The organism is Caballeronia sp. GAWG1-5s-s (assembly GCF_023631445.1).
Lineage (GTDB): Bacteria > Pseudomonadota > Gammaproteobacteria > Burkholderiales > Burkholderiaceae > Caballeronia.
Genome location: NZ_JALQDC010000013.1, coordinates 19,594 through 36,460 on the forward strand (window position 1 = coordinate 19,594; position 16,867 = coordinate 36,460).

At 61.9% G+C, this 16,867-nt stretch carries 16 protein-coding genes; 5 read left to right on the top strand and 11 right to left on the bottom strand.

Going from position 1 to position 16,867, the window contains the following annotated elements:
* Positions 1 to 61: 61 nt before the first annotated feature.
* Both ychF and NCR34_RS12205 read left to right on the top strand, forming a co-directional pair.
* Positions 62 to 1,156 carry a redox-regulated ATPase YchF gene (gene ychF / locus NCR34_RS12200; RefSeq protein ID WP_175946619.1) on the top strand — a complete coding sequence of 365 codons (1,095 nt, stop codon included), beginning with the start codon at positions 62 to 64 and terminating at the stop codon, positions 1,154 to 1,156.
* Between the two features lie 121 nt (positions 1,157 to 1,277).
* Entirely contained in the window at positions 1,278 to 1,577 is a 300-nt protein-coding gene (locus tag NCR34_RS12205) for a DUF3761 domain-containing protein (RefSeq protein WP_371747347.1), read from the top strand.
* 42 nt (positions 1,578 to 1,619) lie between these two features.
* Here NCR34_RS12205 and NCR34_RS12210 read toward each other — a convergent pair whose 3' ends face one another.
* From NCR34_RS12210 to NCR34_RS12240, 7 genes are all read right to left on the bottom strand, one after another.
* Positions 1,620 to 2,810, bottom strand: coding sequence for an MFS transporter (locus tag NCR34_RS12210; RefSeq protein ID WP_248320567.1), 1,191 nt, complete (start codon positions 2,808 to 2,810; stop codon positions 1,620 to 1,622).
* Positions 2,807 to 4,060: an ATP-grasp domain-containing protein gene (locus tag NCR34_RS12215; protein ID WP_250500050.1), complete on the bottom strand. Its 1,254-nt coding sequence runs from the start codon at positions 4,058 to 4,060 to the stop codon at positions 2,807 to 2,809. The genes NCR34_RS12210 and NCR34_RS12215 overlap by 4 nt, the downstream gene beginning before the upstream one ends.
* 16 nt (positions 4,061 to 4,076) lie before the next feature.
* Positions 4,077 to 5,432, bottom strand: a complete 1,356-nt coding sequence (locus NCR34_RS12220) for an ATP-grasp domain-containing protein (RefSeq protein WP_248320569.1) — start codon at positions 5,430 to 5,432, stop codon at positions 4,077 to 4,079.
* Between the two features lie 25 nt (positions 5,433 to 5,457).
* Positions 5,458 to 6,807: an ATP-grasp domain-containing protein gene (locus NCR34_RS12225; protein ID WP_248320570.1), complete on the bottom strand. Its 1,350-nt coding sequence runs from the start codon at positions 6,805 to 6,807 to the stop codon at positions 5,458 to 5,460.
* Positions 6,808 to 6,821: 14 nt separating this feature from the next.
* Positions 6,822 to 7,571 carry a hypothetical protein gene (locus tag NCR34_RS12230; protein WP_248320571.1) on the bottom strand — a complete coding sequence of 250 codons (750 nt, stop codon included), beginning with the start codon at positions 7,569 to 7,571 and terminating at the stop codon, positions 6,822 to 6,824.
* Between the two features lie 81 nt (positions 7,572 to 7,652).
* Positions 7,653 to 7,976: a 2Fe-2S iron-sulfur cluster-binding protein gene (locus NCR34_RS12235; protein ID WP_248320572.1), complete on the bottom strand. Its 324-nt coding sequence runs from the start codon at positions 7,974 to 7,976 to the stop codon at positions 7,653 to 7,655.
* 175 nt (positions 7,977 to 8,151) lie between these two features.
* Positions 8,152 to 9,162 (bottom strand): LysR substrate-binding domain-containing protein, encoded by a 1,011-nt coding sequence (locus NCR34_RS12240; protein ID WP_248320573.1) that lies wholly within the window; start codon positions 9,160 to 9,162, stop codon positions 8,152 to 8,154.
* 176 nt (positions 9,163 to 9,338) lie between these two features.
* On the opposite strand from NCR34_RS12240, the gene ettA reads away from it, so the two are divergent.
* Positions 9,339 to 11,006, top strand: a complete 1,668-nt coding sequence (gene ettA, locus NCR34_RS12245) for an energy-dependent translational throttle protein EttA (RefSeq protein WP_206467091.1) — start codon at positions 9,339 to 9,341, stop codon at positions 11,004 to 11,006.
* 136 nt (positions 11,007 to 11,142) lie between these two features.
* Positions 11,143 to 12,267: a DUF748 domain-containing protein gene (locus NCR34_RS12250; protein ID WP_248322348.1), complete on the top strand. Its 1,125-nt coding sequence runs from the start codon at positions 11,143 to 11,145 to the stop codon at positions 12,265 to 12,267.
* A 36-nt stretch (positions 12,268 to 12,303) separates the two neighbouring features.
* Here the strand turns inward: NCR34_RS12250 and NCR34_RS12255 are convergent, their stop codons facing one another.
* The 4 genes from NCR34_RS12255 to NCR34_RS12270 are packed head-to-tail and all read right to left on the bottom strand — an operon-like array spanning position 12,304 to position 15,622.
* Positions 12,304 to 12,927: an HAD family hydrolase gene (locus tag NCR34_RS12255; protein ID WP_248320574.1), complete on the bottom strand. Its 624-nt coding sequence runs from the start codon at positions 12,925 to 12,927 to the stop codon at positions 12,304 to 12,306.
* Positions 12,924 to 13,478: a cysteine hydrolase family protein gene (locus NCR34_RS12260; protein ID WP_248320575.1), complete on the bottom strand. Its 555-nt coding sequence runs from the start codon at positions 13,476 to 13,478 to the stop codon at positions 12,924 to 12,926. The genes NCR34_RS12255 and NCR34_RS12260 overlap by 4 nt, the downstream gene beginning before the upstream one ends.
* Position 13,479: 1 nt before the next feature.
* Complete coding sequence (locus NCR34_RS12265; RefSeq protein WP_248320576.1) at positions 13,480 to 15,309, bottom strand: aminopeptidase P family protein; 1,830 nt, start codon at positions 15,307 to 15,309, stop codon at positions 13,480 to 13,482.
* A gap of 40 nt (positions 15,310 to 15,349) precedes the next feature.
* Positions 15,350 to 15,622, bottom strand: coding sequence for a hypothetical protein (locus NCR34_RS12270; RefSeq protein WP_248320577.1), 273 nt, complete (start codon positions 15,620 to 15,622; stop codon positions 15,350 to 15,352).
* 304 nt (positions 15,623 to 15,926) lie between these two features.
* Between NCR34_RS12270 and NCR34_RS12275 the strand changes: the two genes are divergently transcribed.
* Complete coding sequence (locus NCR34_RS12275; RefSeq protein ID WP_250500051.1) at positions 15,927 to 16,739, top strand: glycosyltransferase family 2 protein; 813 nt, start codon at positions 15,927 to 15,929, stop codon at positions 16,737 to 16,739.
* Positions 16,740 to 16,867 lie beyond the last annotated feature (128 nt).

Sequence of the window (16,867 nt, forward strand, 5' to 3'; positions counted from 1 at the left end):
GCGCGCATCGTTTGACGAACCCCGCGCGGCGAAGCGCCGTCTCACCAGTTCGAAGGATTCCATGAGCCTCCAATGCGGCATCGTCGGCTTGCCTAACGTCGGCAAGTCCACGCTTTTCAATGCACTGACCAAGGCGGGGATTGCCGCCGAGAACTATCCGTTCTGCACCATCGAGCCGAACGTCGGCGTCGTCGAAGTGCCGGACGCGCGCCTTCAGGCGCTTGCCGAGATCGTGAAGCCCGAGCGCATCCTGCCGGCTGTCGTCGAGTTCGTCGACATCGCGGGTCTCGTCGCGGGCGCGAGCAAGGGCGAAGGCCTCGGCAACCAGTTTCTCGCGAACATCCGCGAAACGGACGCCATCACGCACGTCGTGCGCTGCTTCGAAGACGAAAACGTGATTCACGTCGCGGGCAAGGTCGATCCGCTCGCGGACATCGAAGTCATCGACACGGAACTCGCGCTCGCCGACCTCGCCACGGTCGAAAAGGCGCTTACCCGCTATTCGAAGGCGGCGAAATCGGGCAACGACAAGGAAGCGGCGAAGCTCGTCGCGGTGCTTGACAAAGTGCGCGCGCAGCTCGATCAGGCAAAGCCGGTGCGCGCGCTTTCGCTGACCGACGAGGAGCAGGCGCTCATCAAGCCGTTCTGCCTCATCACGTCGAAGCCGACGATGTACGTCGCAAACGTGAAGGAAGACGGCTTCGAGAACAATCCGTACCTCGACGCCGTGCGCAAGCACGCGGAAGCCGAGGGCGCGCCGGTGGTCGCGGTGTGCGCGGCGATCGAAGCGGAAATCGCCGATCTGGACGATGCCGACAAGCAGGATTTCCTCGCCGACATGGGCATGGATGAGCCGGGGCTGAACCGCGTCATCCGCGCCGGTTTCAAGCTGCTCGGCTTGCAGACGTACTTCACGGCAGGCGTGAAGGAAGTCCGGGCGTGGACGATTCATATCGGCGATACGGCGCCGCAGGCGGCCGGCGCGATCCACACGGACTTCGAGCGCGGCTTCATCCGTGCGCAGACCATCTCGTTCGATGACTACGTCGCGTTCAAGGGCGAGCAAGGGGCGAAGGAAGCCGGGAAGATGCGGGCGGAAGGGAAGGAATACGTCGTGCAGGACGGGGATGTGATGAATTTCTTGTTCAACGTCTGAGCGTCAAAAGTCGTCACAACGGCTTGATTCGAAAAGCGGAGTGCCTGAAAAATGGCGCTCCGCTTTTTTCATGAGCGGACGGCGGCCAAGACCGTCGAGTACAACAACGAGAGACCAGAAAATGAAGATACAGCCACGAATCGGCGCGTTCGTCGTCGGTTGCATGATCGCGCTCGCATGCGCACCGGCTCACGCGTACTACCACCACGGCTACAGCCCGCAGCAACCCGACGAATCCGACCTCGATTCCCACCGCCACTACCGCAACCACGACGGCAACGTGATCCACTCCCCCGCCCGCTCGCGCTCCGGCGCCGTTCCCGAAGGCGCGAGCGCGCAATGCCGCGACGGAACCTACAGCTTCAGCCAGCATCACAGCGGGACGTGCTCGCGGCATGGGGGCGTCGCGCGCTGGGAATAGCGGCGGGACGTGTCGTGCGCACTTGGCCTAACCGATTTGCGGCTAGGCCACATCGCGTCGAGCAGTGGCCCGTCGCAGATCGAACGTTGCGATTCCGCCGATGACGGCCATCGCAGAGAAAGCGACAAACGGAACGAACGCACCGCGCTCCCAAGTCTGCGCGTACAGAAGCGCGAGAACCGTAAGCACCGGAAATCCGTATGCATTGCACGATGCAACCGTCTGCCCGACCCGATGTGCGGGTTGCGTCGCGATGAGCTGCCTGCGCAGACTCACACGGAGCAGCCCAAAGCCGATACCACAGACGAAGAATGCAAGCGCCAACACGGGAAGCAGATAAGGGGCAGCTAAGAGCACGACGAATGGCAAGGGGACGCAGCACACGGCCGCCGCAACGAAGCCCCGCCGCATTGGGGTAGGCAACCGCGCCACGCGCTCATAGGCCACACCAATGCACGCCATGCCGAGGCCAATGGCCGCGTCGAGAACGGCCGCGTGCTCCACCGTTCCATGCCCTTTCGAGTTCGCGACCAGCGGCACCACCATGTTGACGAGCGTCAGACATGGCCACACCAGCGCGAGCGTCGTCTTCACGCTCCACTCAGTCAAGGGCATCGACTCAGTCGCCTTCGTTATCGCCGCCGCGTTCGCTTCGGTCGCAAGGAGCCGCGGCTCATTCCATACGATGCGCCGTAGCGCGGGCAAAGTGAACAGGAGCAGCGCCGCCACGTAAAGCACAGCTGCTGCGATGAAGGGTGTGGCGCTGCCGCCGAGACGAACGAGCCAACCGAGCGGCAGTCCGCCGAGCATGAGGCCGGCCTGCGTGGCGGCGCTTTGCCGTGCGTTGAGTCTGTCGCTCACGCTCTCTGTCAGACTGCTCGCGATCGTGGCTAGAAGTGCATCCCACGCGCCTTCAAGTACGAAAAAAATGGACAACACCGCGAAGTTGATGACTAGCAGCGCGACCGAAAGATGCAAGAAGAGCGTGAATGCCAATGCGCACACGGACAACGCAACCATGCCCCAAAGTGTCAGTCTGCCGACATCCACGCGCTCAAGCAGGCGGCGCGCGAACGGTGCGGCGATGACCGCGGGGAGAAATCCGCCGATGGCCGAAACCGCGAGCGGCATCGCGCCGCCGTGGGCAGACGTCACGAGGTTCCAGGCGACTGCGAGAAACAGTAAGCCATTGGCGAAGCGATAGATGAACGTAGCCAGTAAGAAGAGGTTCATCTTCCCTCCGCGGACGCACGGTGCGGCACCGTTTGGTGCGACGCAGACGCAAACAAGCTTTCTATCCAGTCGCGGGTGTGGCTCGCGCAATCAGTCGCAATGACGCCCGCGAGCGGCGTCTCGTGCGCTTGGTAAGTGATGTTTCGAGGCAACGTCGCACCGAAAGGCAATTCGTGCCAGTGAACGACGTATGGACTTCGGCTGAACGCAGCCGCGCCAGCGACGCCAAAGTTGGCCGCATTCCTGAGATGATGCCCCGGGTAGACGAACCACCCGTGCCACTTCGTGCGTGACTTCTCGCAACTGCAGAAGTCACCGCCTTCGCCGAGCAAAATGCGCAATTCCTGCGACGGCAGATGTATTCCTGTCGCCAATTCAAACGTTCTCACGACATCAGCGCCGCCGACTCGGTTGCCAACCTCGAGAAATACCAACTCGTCGCGCCGTCGGATCGCCTCCAGGTGAAAGCTGCCATTGCAGATGCCGGTAGCACTCAGTGCGCTTGATACCCAGGCACGGGCGGTGTCATCGAATGGAATGTGAAATGACCCTAGCGGTTCGCCATTGGCAAATCGCAGGCAATCACCAACATACTCACTGGCAGTCATTGTGAGGACGTGCCCATCTTGCACGAGTCCATCGAAATGCAGTATCGCGCCTGTGACGAACTCTTCTAGCTCGTACTGCGCCGCGTCACGGTGCCCGCTATCAAGCCCTGGCACCCCCGAACGGTGTGCTTTGATGGCCGTGTACGCATCCGCGACGCTCGGAAACACAACCACCTCTTCGCTCGAAGCGCCGCTGTGCGGCTTCAGCACCGTGGCGCCCTGCCACGCCGCCCTCCCCCCCGACGAAAGGAAGTCCGGAAGCAGAAGAAAGCGCGGCGCGCTCAGTCCCGCCTCGGTCACCGCGGTTTTCATCAGCGTCTTGTCGCGCGCGAGGCGCACCTGTTCGAGCGCCGGGCCGGGCACGCCGAGCCACTCGCGCAGACGCGCCGCGTCGAGAAGTTCGTACTCCGACAGCGAGATGATCCGGTCGAACCGTTTCGGCTCGCGCGTCAGCCACACGCGCGCTTCTTCGAATGCGCTAGCAACACCGGGCCGTTCGAAGGTGGCGCAGCGCAACGATGCCGGAAGCGTGTCGAGCGCTTCACGCTTGCCAAAATACGTCACCTCGTGCACGTCGTGATCAACGGCGCGGTGATACTCGATCTTTTGATAGGGGATGCGGTGCAGGATTAGAATTCTCATGAGCGTCCCATCGGGGTCAGGATGCCAGTTGCACGCCGACTTGCTCCAGTGACTCGGATTTGTCGTCGGCCGATGTAATGCGCCCCAGCGACTCCGTCCAGCAATCGCGCACGCTCGCCACCACTTCACGAATATCAACTGCATCTGTGTGCAGCGAAATACAGACGCAGGCGACGAAATCGCCGTTGTCGCGGGGCACTGCCGGCACGAACCTGCGATCTTGCCCAAGCCAGTTGAAATCGATAATGCGCAGTGCATTTTCGGCGAGGCCGTGCCGTTGGCGAGTCGCTGCAAGCGCCCGATTCAGGAGTTCCTCGCCGGGTCTTACCTCCTCCGGTGCGAACCAGCTATCCGCGGCCACGCCGAGCATCACGCTCGCTGCTTGACACGTCGGTGCGAGCACCGATGCTTCGAAGCCGCCGCCGAGCACTGAATCGATCCACAACTTATAAAAGTCAACGTGAAACACTGTCTCCGCGAGCTTCCAGATCTTCATGCCGGCGGGGCGGCGGTTTGGCTCAACTACGGCGGCGGACCGGCCGTCGTCGCTAAGCTTGATCTCATTATGGAAGGGCCCGTCGCGCTGGCCCACGAGCCAATTCGCCGCTTCTCCGGCGCGACGCAGCGTCTCATTTTCGTGCTGTTCGAGGCGCGCCGGCACCACCTGCGCCACTTCGACTGGATAACGACCTGACGCACTGACTTTTTCAGTGACGAACGACAGCCTCCCTACGCCGTCGTATGAGAATTCCCGGTGATAGGGAATGAGTTGTTCGCAAATGACGCCGCTTTCGAGATAGGGCATTACCTCGTTGAGCGCGCTCGTCAGGTCGTCGCCCGACCGAAGCATCACGACGCCACGATTGTTGCCCTCGCAGGATGGTTTGATGACGAAACCCTCCGGATGGGCAGCGGCGAAGCGCTCCAGGTCCTCGAGAGTCGCCACGGCCTGGCACCCGGGAGTCATGATGCGCTGCGCTGCCAATATGTCGCGAAACCGAGTCTCCGTGCGTCGGTATTCCAGCTTGCTGAATGCGCCGAGCGCAAGTTCGGCGGAGTCGGCGGGCAATCCGAGACGTTCCAGCAGTGCCGCACCGTTGAATACTGCATTGTCCGAGAACACAATGGCGCCGCGCAGAGCGTGGCGCCACGGGGCAAGCGCCTCGAATGCGGCATCGACAAAACCGGGGGAACGTGGATCTAGCGCGATCACATGGTCGCAGAGGCGTTTGTCGTGCTCGCCCGGATTCGCACGAATCAGAAGCGTATCGACGTGATAGCGGCGCCGCGCATAGTCGGACATATGCGCGACTTCGGCGACACGAGCTAGGTTGTAGTCGATTATTAGGAACACTGAGGTCTTTATAGTCATAGCGCTCTCTCGTTAGCTTGGGTTCTCAGGCGGCACGTACCGCGTTCGGCTCCGTATAGCGGACTTCGACGGCCTGTTCGGAGATCCGCATCAGCTTCGGCAACGAAGCCTCAAGTTCCCGACGGGCGACGCGCCACAACAATTGTCCCAGGAACACCTCTCGGGACGCCTGCGTGATTTCGGTTCCCACCGTGACGAATAATTGACTTAAGATCGGCGCCGGGTCCACGTCACGCACACCGACGTAGTCCAGCTTGCCCGTACGTCCGAAGTAGGCCCGAAAAAATGTCGCGTGCTCGTAGGGGGGCGCGCCGTCCGCAGTGAATGAGAGCGACGCGAGGCGAGCCTCGAAGGCGTCGAGCGTACTCTCGTTTCGTGCGCTCGACGCGAGCAACAAGTCGAGCCACAACTCGAGTATGCCGTCCTCGCCGTTCAGCGCCTTCACGCTGGGCGAGATCAGACAGCCGCCGACGCGCGGATTGATTTCGATCAGATCCCAGCGCGCACCGTCCTGCCGCGCCTCGACATGAAAGCATCCCCACTTCAGGCCGAGTTGCCGGAAAGCCCGGTCGATCCATTCGATTCCTTCCGCACACGCCGCTGCGTCGATCGATATCGGCGGACTCGCGCACGCGTCCTCGAGAACAGTTCCCGCCATCTCGGTGACTGCGCACTTCTCGTGAATGGCCAACACGTGAACACGCCCGCTCGTCAAAAGCAGTTCGAAGCTGTACTCCCGTCCAGGTATGTAGTCTTCGGCCATGAAAGCGAGGCCCTCGCCGAACGCGGAACGGTAGACTTCGTCGATGCGCGCCTCTTGGGCGATGCGTTCAATCGAATCCCATGACGTGTCCGGACGAAGCGCGAAGGCGCCATAGGATGCGATCCCACAGATCGGCTTAATAAAGTAAGGACGTGCCTCGCACTTGAGCACGTCCAGGTTGTCCCGCGTTAGTGCTACGGCGCGAGCATGACTCAAGCCCGCCGCAGCGAGTTGGTTTCGAACTGCGAGCTTGTTTCTCAGGAAGTTCACTTGGGACGAGCTCAAGTCGGCGACACCGAGCTTTTCATTGCCGAGCGCCATCAGGCCTCGATAGCCTTCCCATACCGATACGCAAGCTACGACGCGCTCGCCCCGTTCCCGCAACTCATCCAAGGCGGCTTCGACGTCATCCGCCGTCAGTGCATCGCATTCGGTGCAGAAGAGAGCGTCCGCTTTCGTCGACAGTTCCTGTAGCCGCTTTGCCCGGCCAGGCGCCAAAGGCGACGATGACAAGACGAAGCTGCACAAGCCGCGTGCTTCGAGCGCAGCGATCAGGTCCTCCATGAAGGAAAAGCCGCGGTGGCTAAGAAGCAATACTCCGGTTCTCGTCATCGTCGTGCGCCTCTTCACGCGGCTTGCCGCCGTTCGCCCAGGATTTTGTCGTCGTGGAGTTCCTTGAAGTACATCGCAAGGATGGCTTGGTGCTCGGCGAGGTAACGTTTCAGGTTTTGCACGTCAGCGTCGGAGCGGATCAGATGGCGGATCGTTTGCCACACTTCACCCGGGTGATCGTCGTTGATGTCGGTATGGGAATGCGAAACCTGCCCGCCAATATTCGCCTCGCCGACCGATTGCTTGAGCGCCTCGATCTTCTTCGGCTCGAGCTTCACATTGACATATTCGACCAGGTACGAGTAGGCCACGACGCCAAGAGGCCCTTCGTGATCCAGTAGATACGAGAAGAAGCCGGTCAGCAGCTTGGTGGACAGATACGGCTCCGTTGCAAGAAACTGCTCGCGTGTCACACCCGTGCGAGCCAGATCCTGTATGAAGAGCTCGTCGTGGAGCATTTCCTCGCGTTCATAGTTCGCCCAGACTTGCGCCGCCTCCGGGCTGCACTTGGCAATTTCTGCAAGGGCTTTCGACTCCGAAACACGCAGGAGCCGAATTCGCCATGCAGTCTCGATGAGATGGCGCTTGTAGTACTCCGAATCTACCGCTTTACCTTCGAGGTGCGCAGCATACGGGACGGTCTCGTACCACTGCTCGATCTGACGATCAATGATCGTATCGATTTCGCTGCGAAGGTTTATCGATGCTGCCGCGCTCAGGAACGGCGTCCTGTGCTCAAGTCCAACGTTTTTTACGCGATTCACTGCTTTTGCCTCTTGGAACGTTTGACGAAATGCCGATCGAACGCCGGACTTGTCTCGTCAGGGTGGGAACTGGCCGATTCTTTATTGATCGACTTCGATGCTTTCTGCATATGGACGCGCCGCCGTGCTGATGGTGACGTCACCGATCAGCCGGCACTGGCAAGCCAGCCGGAAACGCTCGCCCTTGAAGCCAAGGTGGTCGAGGAACTCCGCCTCGCAGCCGTGCTTCGCGCCAAGTGCCCCGGGACCATTCAACACCTCTATGACACAAGCGCCGCACGCGCCAGAGCGACAGCCGAACGGAATGCCGTCCTGACCATGCAACTCGAACTCGAGTTCCGTCAGCGAGCTATTCGCGGGTAGCAGAACTTCCACGTCCTGCGGCACCAACGTTAACTTGAACATTCGACACTTCTCCTGATAGGCCAGACACCTGCAATTGAGCGACGCGCTTCGACACCGATCGCCTTCGCTCCAGAGCATGTCAGGTTCGAACTTGCAATCCCAAACTGGTAGTGATCCTATCTAACATCTACACCGCTGACCAATCAAACGTTTGCGGCCTACCTATCGAAATAACTCATCCGTCACGACGTTGCACGGCTGCCGCAGCGGCGTGCCTTATCCAGTCGACGAATCGCTCGATCGTGGCATCCGCCGAACGTTCGGCCGTGACCAGCCAATAGCCGATCCTTCCTTCGTAGACTGAACCGGGAACCGCTTCGACGAGCGTCCGCGCAGTGAGCCGCCTTTCAATCAAGCGGTGGCGGCCCATCGCAATTCCGTGCCCAGAAGCAGCAGCTTCAAGCACAATGTTGTAATCGTGCAGCATAATTCTCGGAACCCCTGACAGATCACATCCAAAGCGGACGCTCCATGCCTCCCATTCGAAGTGACGTTGTGCGTAGGACAGAAGCAGCGGTCCCTTCCTGATGGTCGAAGCATCTAGAAACGGCCCGTGCGCCGCGAGAAAAGCCGGACTGCAGACCGGTGACAAGCGCTCCGCCATGAGCAGCGATGCGGTGACGTTCTTCCAGTCGCCCTCACCGTAACGGATTGCGACATCCGGCCCCCCCTCGCCTACGTTTGCCAGCTCGATCGACGGCAGTAGTTGAAGATTAATCTCTGGATACATGGCGCTGAAGTCCGCTAGCCGCGGAGCCAGCCAGTGCGTCGCAAATGACGACAGCAGACTGACCCGCAGAAGCGCGCGCGACTCTCGCTTATTGCGCATCTCGCGCGTTCCCTCGGCGATCCATTCGAGCGCCCGACGTATCTTCGAGTAGTAGATGCTGCCATCGGGCGTCAATTCGATAGAGCGTGTCCGGCGCACGAAAAGCGACGCGCCCAGGTGGTGCTCCAGCTTGTGGATCTGGTGGCTTACGGCGCTTTGCGAGACAGCAAGTTCGCTAGCGGCGCGAACAAAGCTTAAATGCCGCGCCACCGACTCGAAAACGCGCAAAGTGAGTAGAGGTGGTAGATCATGCGAGAGAGGTTCGTTGGAGTGATGCATGTGAAGTAGAACGATGAAGGCGTCCGTCAAGAGCTGGGTCATGACCGAGCCGATATCATCCTGCATTGCGTCAGACAAGAGAACCGCCGCCAACACGCGGAACGTGAGTGGCCCGGCTCGACGAACGCCCGCGCAGTACAATCACAACCTGTTCACGCCCGGATCGCCACAGAGCAAGGAAGCATCGCGCACGCGCCGATTGCCCCGTGCGCGACGCCCCAACTTCGATCAACACATACATCGCACCCATCCAAATGGCCCAATACGTCTTCACCATGAACCGCGTCGGCAAGATCGTGCCGCCGAAGCGTCAGATTCTGAAAGACATCTCCCTCTCGTTCTTTCCCGGCGCGAAGATCGGTCTGCTCGGGCTGAACGGTTCGGGCAAGTCCACGCTCATCCGGATCATGGCGGGCGTCGATAAGGACATCGAAGGCGAAGCGCAGCCGATGCCCAATCTCAACATCGGCTATCTGCCGCAGGAGCCGCAGCTCGATCCGCAGCAAACGGTGCGTCAGGCCGTGGAAGAAGGTCTCGGCGATGTGTTCCAGGCACAAAAGAAGCTCGACGAAATCTACGCCGCGTACGCCGAGCCCGACGCCGACTTCGACAAGCTCGCCGCCGAGCAGGCGAAGTACGAAGCCATTCTCGCGACGAGCGACGGCGGCAGTCCCGAGCAGCAGCTCGAAGTCGCCGCCGACGCGCTGCGCCTGCCCGCGTGGGACGCGAAGATCGAACATCTGTCGGGCGGCGAAAAGCGCCGCGTCGCGCTGTGCAAGCTCCTGCTGCAAAAGCCCGACATGCTGCTGCTCGACGAGCCGACCAACCACCTCGACGCGGAATCGGTCGAATGGCTCGAACAGTTCCTCACGCGCTATCCCGGCACCGTCGTCGCCGTCACGCACGATCGCTACTTCCTCGACAACGCCGCCGAATGGATTCTCGAACTCGACCGCGGCCACGGCATTCCGTGGAAAGGCAACTATTCGAGCTGGCTCGATCAGAAGGAAGAGCGCCTCAAGCAGGAAGAAGCGAGCGAATCCGCGCGCCAGAAGGCCATCAAGAAGGAACTGGAGTGGGTGCGCCAGAACCCGAAGGGACGCCAGGCGAAGTCGAAGGCGCGTATCGCGCGGTTCGAGGAACTCAATAGCCAGGAATACCAGAAGCGCAACGAGACGCAGGAAATCTTCATTCCGGTCGGCGACCGGCTCGGCAACGAGGTCATCGAGTTCAAGAACGTGAGCAAGGCGTACGGCGATCGTCTGCTCATCGACAACCTGAGCATGAAGATTCCGGCGGGCGCGATCGTCGGCATCATCGGGCCGAACGGCGCGGGTAAATCGACGCTGTTCCGCATGTTGACCGGCCGCGAGCAGCCGGATTCGGGCGAAATCATCATGGGGCCGACCGTCAAGCTGGCCTATGTCGATCAGAGCCGCGACGCGCTCGCCGCCGACAAGACCGTCTTCGAGGAAATCTCCGGCGGCGCGGATGTGCTGACGGTCGGCAAGTACGAAACGCCGTCGCGTGCGTATATCGGCCGGTTCAACTTCAAAGGCAGCGATCAGCAGAAGCTGGTCGGCAACTTGTCGGGCGGCGAGCGCGGGCGGCTGCATCTCGCCAAGACGCTGATCGCGGGCGGCAACGTGCTGCTGCTGGACGAGCCGTCGAACGACCTCGACGTCGAAACGCTGCGCGCGCTCGAAGACGCGCTGCTCGAATTCGCCGGCTCGGTCATGGTCATCTCGCACGACCGCTGGTTCCTGGACCGCATCGCGACGCACATTCTCGCGTTCGAAGGCGAATCGCACGTCGAATTCTTCGACGGCAACTATCAGGAATACGAGGCCGACAAGCGCAAGCGTCTGGGCGAGGAAGCCGCGAAGCCGAAGCGTCTGCGGTACAAGCCGATCACGCGCTAATCATGCGATAAGCGGCAAAGCGCGCCTAATGCGGGCGCGCGCACCGACATCGGCTCCGAAAATGGCGACCGTCTAGCGACCGTCGCCATTTCTGTTTTTGGCGGCACGATAACGCCCAAAAATGGAGACGCATCAGATGGCGGGACGGCGCGCGCAGCGGGGAGCGCGGTGGGCAATGGGAATCGTCGCGGCGCTCGTCGTCGTGGCGGTCGGCGGCTGGTTCTTCGTCGCGCATCAAATGAAGGAGCGCATTCGCGAGACGCTCGGGCCGAACGGTTCCGTCGATGAGATCGATGTCGGCTTCGGACACATCACGCTCTCGCGCGTGCGGCTGCGCGGCCCGCATGACTGGCCGACAAGCGACGCGTTACGCGCCGAGCGCATCGTGCTCGACGTGGACATGCGCGCGGCACTGTCGAACCGCGTTCATTTGCGCGATGTCAGCGTCGACAACTATTACCTTTCGATCGCCCGTTCCGCCGATGGCCGCGTGCGCGTGCTGCCGGGCCTCAAGGAAACGGCGCGCGAAGCCGACGCGAAGCCCGGCGACAAAGCCGCCCAACACGCGGAGGAAGAGAAGCTGATCGACCGCGTGTCGTTCGAGCGCGGCGCGATGGAGTTCTTCGATGCCTCCGTTCGGCAGCCGCCGTATCGCGTGCTGATCAGCGACGCGCGCGCGACCATCGACCATTTGCATCTGCCCGCGCTGACCGACCGCACCGCGCTGTCGATGAACGGCTCGATCAAAGGTCCGTCGCACACCGGCGCCATTTCGTGGGGCGGCTGGATGGTCATCGCGAACAAGGATTCGCAAACGCACGCAATGCTGCGCAGCGTCGATATTTCGACGCTCGATCCGTACCTGCTGAAGAAAGCCGGCGCGAAGGCCGCGGTGACGGGCGGGACCATCGACATGACCATCGACGCGAACGTCCGCGATTACCGCATCCACGCGCCGGGAACGCTCACGCTGAATCACTTGCAGATCAGCGACGGCGACAGTCCGCTCGACACTTTTCTCTCCATTCCGACGAAAGCAGCGATCGCCGCGCTGAAGGACCGCAAGCAGGAAATCAAGCTGGATTTCGTGCTCGAAGGCGATTTGCGCGATCCGAAGTTCTCGCTCTCAGAGAGTCTGTCGAAGAAGCTCGCGGCCGGCTTCGCGAAGGCGCTCGGCGTGAGCGCCGAAGGCGTGGCGAAGGGCGCGGGCGAAACGGTGAAGGGAATCGGCAACGCGCTGAAGAACCTGCTGGGGCAGTAGCGCGCCGCCGTTTGCTTCGCTCGGAGCGGGATTGGGTTAGACGGGAACGCCCAGCGCGCGCAGCTTCGCTTCCGTTTCCTGCGCGCCGGTGTGATGCACGCCGTGCCAGCCGAGATCCGTCGCGGCTTGCGCGTTGGCCGCGTTGTCGTCGATGAAAACGAGCTCATGCGGCTGGATGGCCGGCAGATGCTTTTCGATTTCCGCGCGCATCAACGCGAAAATCTGCGGATCGGGCTTCACCAGCCCCACGCGCCCCGACACCACGATTTCCTTGAAGCGCCGCAGCACGTCGAAGCGTTCCCACGCGTACGGGAACGTCTCCGCCGACCAGTTCGTCAGCCCGAAAAGCGGCACGCCTGCGGCATCGAGCCGGTCGACGAGCGCCACGCCTTCTTCCAGCACGCCCGCCACCATTTCGTGCCAGCGCGCATAGAACGCGCGGATCAGCGGCTCGTGCTCCGGGTACTGCGCGACGAGTTCGGCCGTGCCCTCTTCCATGCTTTGCCCGCCGTCCTGCTGCACGACCCATTCCATCTTGCAGACGTTGTCCAGAAACCAGCGGCGCTCGGCTTCGTCGGGGATCAACTGCTTGTACAGATATTCCCGATTCCAGTCGATCAGCACGCCGCCGAAATCGAACACGACTGCTTTGATGGTCATGCGAACTCCTTTTGCAGGATCTCGGCGGAAGGCAGAACGCTGACGCCGTTGCCGGACATCGACGAATGTGTCCAGACGAAGTTCTGATGCTCGACGATCTTCGCGGCGTCGAGATGCGGCTTGTCCGCGGTCGTATGCAGATCCGCCGCGACAACCGTGCGAAAACCGAGCAATTCGGCGCGGCGCGCGGTGGCGTTCACGCAGAACTCCGTCGCGTAACCGCACAGCACGACGCTTTCGATGCCGCGCTCGCGAAGACGCTGTTCGAGCGGCGTGCCCTGAAACGAATCGCCGACCGTTTTGTAGATTGACGCGTCACCCGCTTCGCGCGCGAGCGACAAAGGCAACTGCCACGCGTCGCTCTCACGCGCGAGCGGGCCGTTTGCGTCGCTCTCGTGCTGCACGATGAAGACCGGCGCCTCCGACCGGCGCGCCGTCGCCGTCAGCCGGTTGATGCCATCGATCACCTCGGCTGCGCGATGCGCAGGCTTCGCGCCGCCGAAAAACATGTTCTGCACGTCGATCACGATCACCGCGGTTTCTTTGCCCATATCAAATGGCCTCGGTCCGTTTGAGGAGCCACGCCTTCGCCGCGCCCTCCACATGCGGCGACACGCGCCGCCGCACCGTCTCGTGATACGCGTTGAGCCACGCGCGTTCGTCTTCGCGCATGAGCGACATGTCGATGCAGCGCGTGTCGATCGGGCATAGCGTCAGTGTTTCGAACGAGAGGAAATCGCCGAATTCGGTTTTGCCCGCGCTCTGGTTCAGCACGAGGTTTTCGATGCGGATGCCCCACTTGCCCGGCCGATAGATGCCCGGCTCGATCGACGTGATCATGCCCTCTTCCATGGCCGTCCACGGCTCGGCGGGCGCGTAGTGCGAGATGACTTGCGGTCCTTCGTGCACGTTCAGGAAGTAGCCGACGCCGTGGCCCGTGCCGTGGCCGTAGTCCGCGCCCGCTTCCCAGATCGGCGCGCGGGCGATCGAATCCAGCATCGGCGAGCGAATGCCGCGCGGAAAGCGCGCGCGCGAAAGCGCAATCGTGCCTTTGAGTACCGTCGTGAAATCGCGCTTGTGCTCGGGCGTGATCTCGCCCACGGGCACCACGCGCGTGATGTCCGTCGTGCCGCTTACATACTGACCGCCGGAATCGATCAACAGCAGTCCGTTGCCTTGGATCACGGAATGCGACGCCTCCGTCGCGCGATAATGCGGCATCGCGCCATTCGCGTTGAAACCCGCGATCGTGCCGAAGCTCAACGTGACGAAGCCCGGCCGCCGTGCGCGCGCCGCCGTGAGCTTCTCGTCGATGGTCAACTCCGTGATGCGCTCGCGGCCCAGCGCGTCTTCGAACCACGCGAAGAATTCGGCGAGCGCCGCGCCGTCCTGCTCCATCGTCGCGCGAATATGCTCGGCCTCCGCCGCCGTCTTGCGCGATTTCGCAAACGTCGACGGATTCACCGCTTCGACGATATTCACCGCCGACGGCACCTTCTCCAGCAGGCCGTGCGTGATGCGGCGCGGATCGATGAGCAGCGTCGAGCCGGCCGGCAACGAGGCGAGCGCCTGCATTGCGTCCGCGTACGGAGCGACGCGCACGTTGTCGCGGACGAGCGCCGCCTTCAGCGCGTCGGGCACCTTGCCTTCGGCGACGAAAAGCGTGGCGTCGTCCAGACCGACCAGCGCATGCGCGACGAACACCGGGTTGTAGCTGACATCCGCGCCGCGCAGATTGAAGAGCCACGCCAGATCGTCGAGCGTCGAAATGAAATGCCACTGCGCGCCCTTGCCGCGCATGGCTTCGCGGATATGCGCGAGCTTTTCGGCGCGGCCGACGCTCGCGTGCGGCGCGGCGTGTTCGTACACCGGCGCATCCGGCAGGCCGGGCCGCTCGGGCCAGACGGATTCGAGCACGTCCACGTCCGTCCGAAGCGTGATGCCGCGCGCCGTCAGCGCATCGGCCAGCGTGCGCGCCGCCGCGACGCCGAGCACCGCGCCATCCACCGCGACGACCCCGCCCGACGGCACGTTCTCCGCGAGCCATTCGACGTGCGGCGCGGTCTGCTGCCCGCCCATCATCTTCATGAGCAAGATGCCGGTGCCGGCGAGTTGCGCTTCCGCCTGCGTCCAATAGCGGCTATCGACCCAGACGCCCGCGAAGTCTTTCGTCACGACGAGCGTGCCGACCGAGCCGGTGAAACCCGACAGCCATTGGCGGCCCTGCCAGCGCTCGGGCAGATATTCGGAAAGGTGAGGATCGGCGGACGGAATGAGAACGGCGTCGATGCGCTCCGCTGCCATTCGGCTGCGAAGCGTTTCGACGCGCGCGGCGAATGTCGAAGGATCGGGAACAGCGGAATGTGCGATGCGGTCGTTCATGAATCACCTGCCGAAAGTGGCGAATTAAGATGCGAAAGCTTTAGCGGCGCGCGGCCAGTCCGACGGTCGCCGTCACGGCGATGAGCGCGAAGAGCGTGCACGCGAACCATTCGAGCGTCTCGCCATCGTGATAAATATCGATGACATTGCCGAACATGCGCGCAACCACGGTGGCAATGATGCCCGCGACGATTGCGGCCCACACGCGACCTGCCGCGCCCCGACCGACGCGCCCCGCCCGCCGCAGCGGATGCAGCCACCAGCCTGCCACGCCGATAACCGCGCCGAGAAAAACCAAGCCGATCCAGCTCATCGGGACGCTGCTCCACTGCTCTAAAGATGGAAAACGGCGCGCGGCGCCGGACGTAAGCGAACGAGTTTAGGGGGCCGGGTTGGCGAAGGCAAGCGCCCTCGGACGGCCGCATATCCATTCAATTTCGCGATTTGTTTCTGCGAATATGCCTAAAAATGAAACGACGCGCGAGTGCTAAACTCCGAAATACATTCAGGGCGATCAACTCAGCGACTTTGCATCGATCAATACGCCCGGCATTTCTTTCAACCAGTCCGGCCGTGCGAATTGCAAGGCCGATTGGTCATCAACGGTTAGAAGCATCATGAGTGAAAACAAGCCGATATCTCTCGGTGGTCTCGAAATAATTATGACTTACCGCGGCGCGACGCAGGAGCGGCGGGAGAACCTGCGCGGCGTGCTGCGCCATCTCGACCTGACTTACCGCGATTACGTGCTCTATCTGATCGAAGCGGACGCGACGCCAACCTTTCACTGGTCGGGTTTCGGCGACGAGAAAATCCGCCATATCTTCATTCACGACGACGGACCTTTTCCGAAAGCAAAACTGTGTAATCTCGGCGCGCGTTTATGCACCGGCAATATCATCTGTTTCCACGACGCCGATATGATCGCCAATCCGGAATACCTGCCGCTCAGCCTCAATTCATTGAAAGACGGAAACGCGAGCGATGCGTTATGTCCATTTCTTCGCGTCATTAATATCACCGGCGATTATCGAAGCGACTTTATTCGGTCCGCGAATTACGCGGCACTGGAAAAATATTTGGAATCGGATTTGCCCGACGGAATGGAAGTGCTCTACGAAAATACGCCGGGCGCCATCGTGCTGATGAAGCGGTCCGAATACATGCGCGTCGGCGGTTACGATCCGCGCTTCACCGGTTGGGGCGGCGAGGACGACGACCTGCTCACGCGTGCGACGCGCCTCGGCGTGCGCTGGCATTCCATTCCCGAATCGCGGGCCGCGTTGTTCCATCTGCATCACGACGCCACGTCGCGCCAGGACGCGATCGCTGCCGCCCAGCGCAATCGCCAAGCCGCCGCAGAGACGCACGCCATGCCGCTTCCCGAACTAGAAGCGCGCGCCGCCGAACTCGCGCAATACTTCGAGTAAGCGTCCACTGCGGTCGATTGTCGCGCCGGATAACGCCGACATTTTCCGCGAGCCTCGCGCTGCCGTCCGCGGTCCGTCCCCGAATGCCGCCTATAAATGAACGAATTCCTAAAACGCTATAATATTGG

Bases quoted from the DNA above. Each gene is read 5' to 3' on its own strand.
- ychF (WP_175946619.1), top strand. From the start codon at position 62: ATGAGCCTCCAATGCGGCATCGTCGGCTTGCCTAACGTCGGCAAGTCC.
- NCR34_RS12205 (WP_371747347.1), top strand. From the start codon at position 1,278: ATGAAGATACAGCCACGAATCGGCGCGTTCGTCGTCGGTTGCATGATC.
- NCR34_RS12210 (WP_248320567.1), bottom strand. From the start codon at position 2,810: ATGAACCTCTTCTTACTGGCTACGTTCATCTATCGCTTCGCCAATGGC.
- NCR34_RS12215 (WP_250500050.1), bottom strand. From the start codon at position 4,060: ATGAGAATTCTAATCCTGCACCGCATCCCCTATCAAAAGATCGAGTAT.
- NCR34_RS12220 (WP_248320569.1), bottom strand. From the start codon at position 5,432: ATGACTATAAAGACCTCAGTGTTCCTAATAATCGACTACAACCTAGCT.
- NCR34_RS12225 (WP_248320570.1), bottom strand. From the start codon at position 6,807: ATGACGAGAACCGGAGTATTGCTTCTTAGCCACCGCGGCTTTTCCTTC.
- NCR34_RS12235 (WP_248320572.1), bottom strand. From the start codon at position 7,976: ATGTTCAAGTTAACGTTGGTGCCGCAGGACGTGGAAGTTCTGCTACCC.
- ettA (WP_206467091.1), top strand. From the start codon at position 9,339: ATGGCCCAATACGTCTTCACCATGAACCGCGTCGGCAAGATCGTGCCG.
- NCR34_RS12250 (WP_248322348.1), top strand. From the start codon at position 11,143: ATGGCGGGACGGCGCGCGCAGCGGGGAGCGCGGTGGGCAATGGGAATC.
- NCR34_RS12255 (WP_248320574.1), bottom strand. From the start codon at position 12,927: ATGACCATCAAAGCAGTCGTGTTCGATTTCGGCGGCGTGCTGATCGAC.
- NCR34_RS12260 (WP_248320575.1), bottom strand. From the start codon at position 13,478: ATGGGCAAAGAAACCGCGGTGATCGTGATCGACGTGCAGAACATGTTT.
- NCR34_RS12265 (WP_248320576.1), bottom strand. From the start codon at position 15,309: ATGAACGACCGCATCGCACATTCCGCTGTTCCCGATCCTTCGACATTC.
- NCR34_RS12270 (WP_248320577.1), bottom strand. From the start codon at position 15,622: ATGAGCTGGATCGGCTTGGTTTTTCTCGGCGCGGTTATCGGCGTGGCA.
- NCR34_RS12275 (WP_250500051.1), top strand. From the start codon at position 15,927: ATGAGTGAAAACAAGCCGATATCTCTCGGTGGTCTCGAAATAATTATG.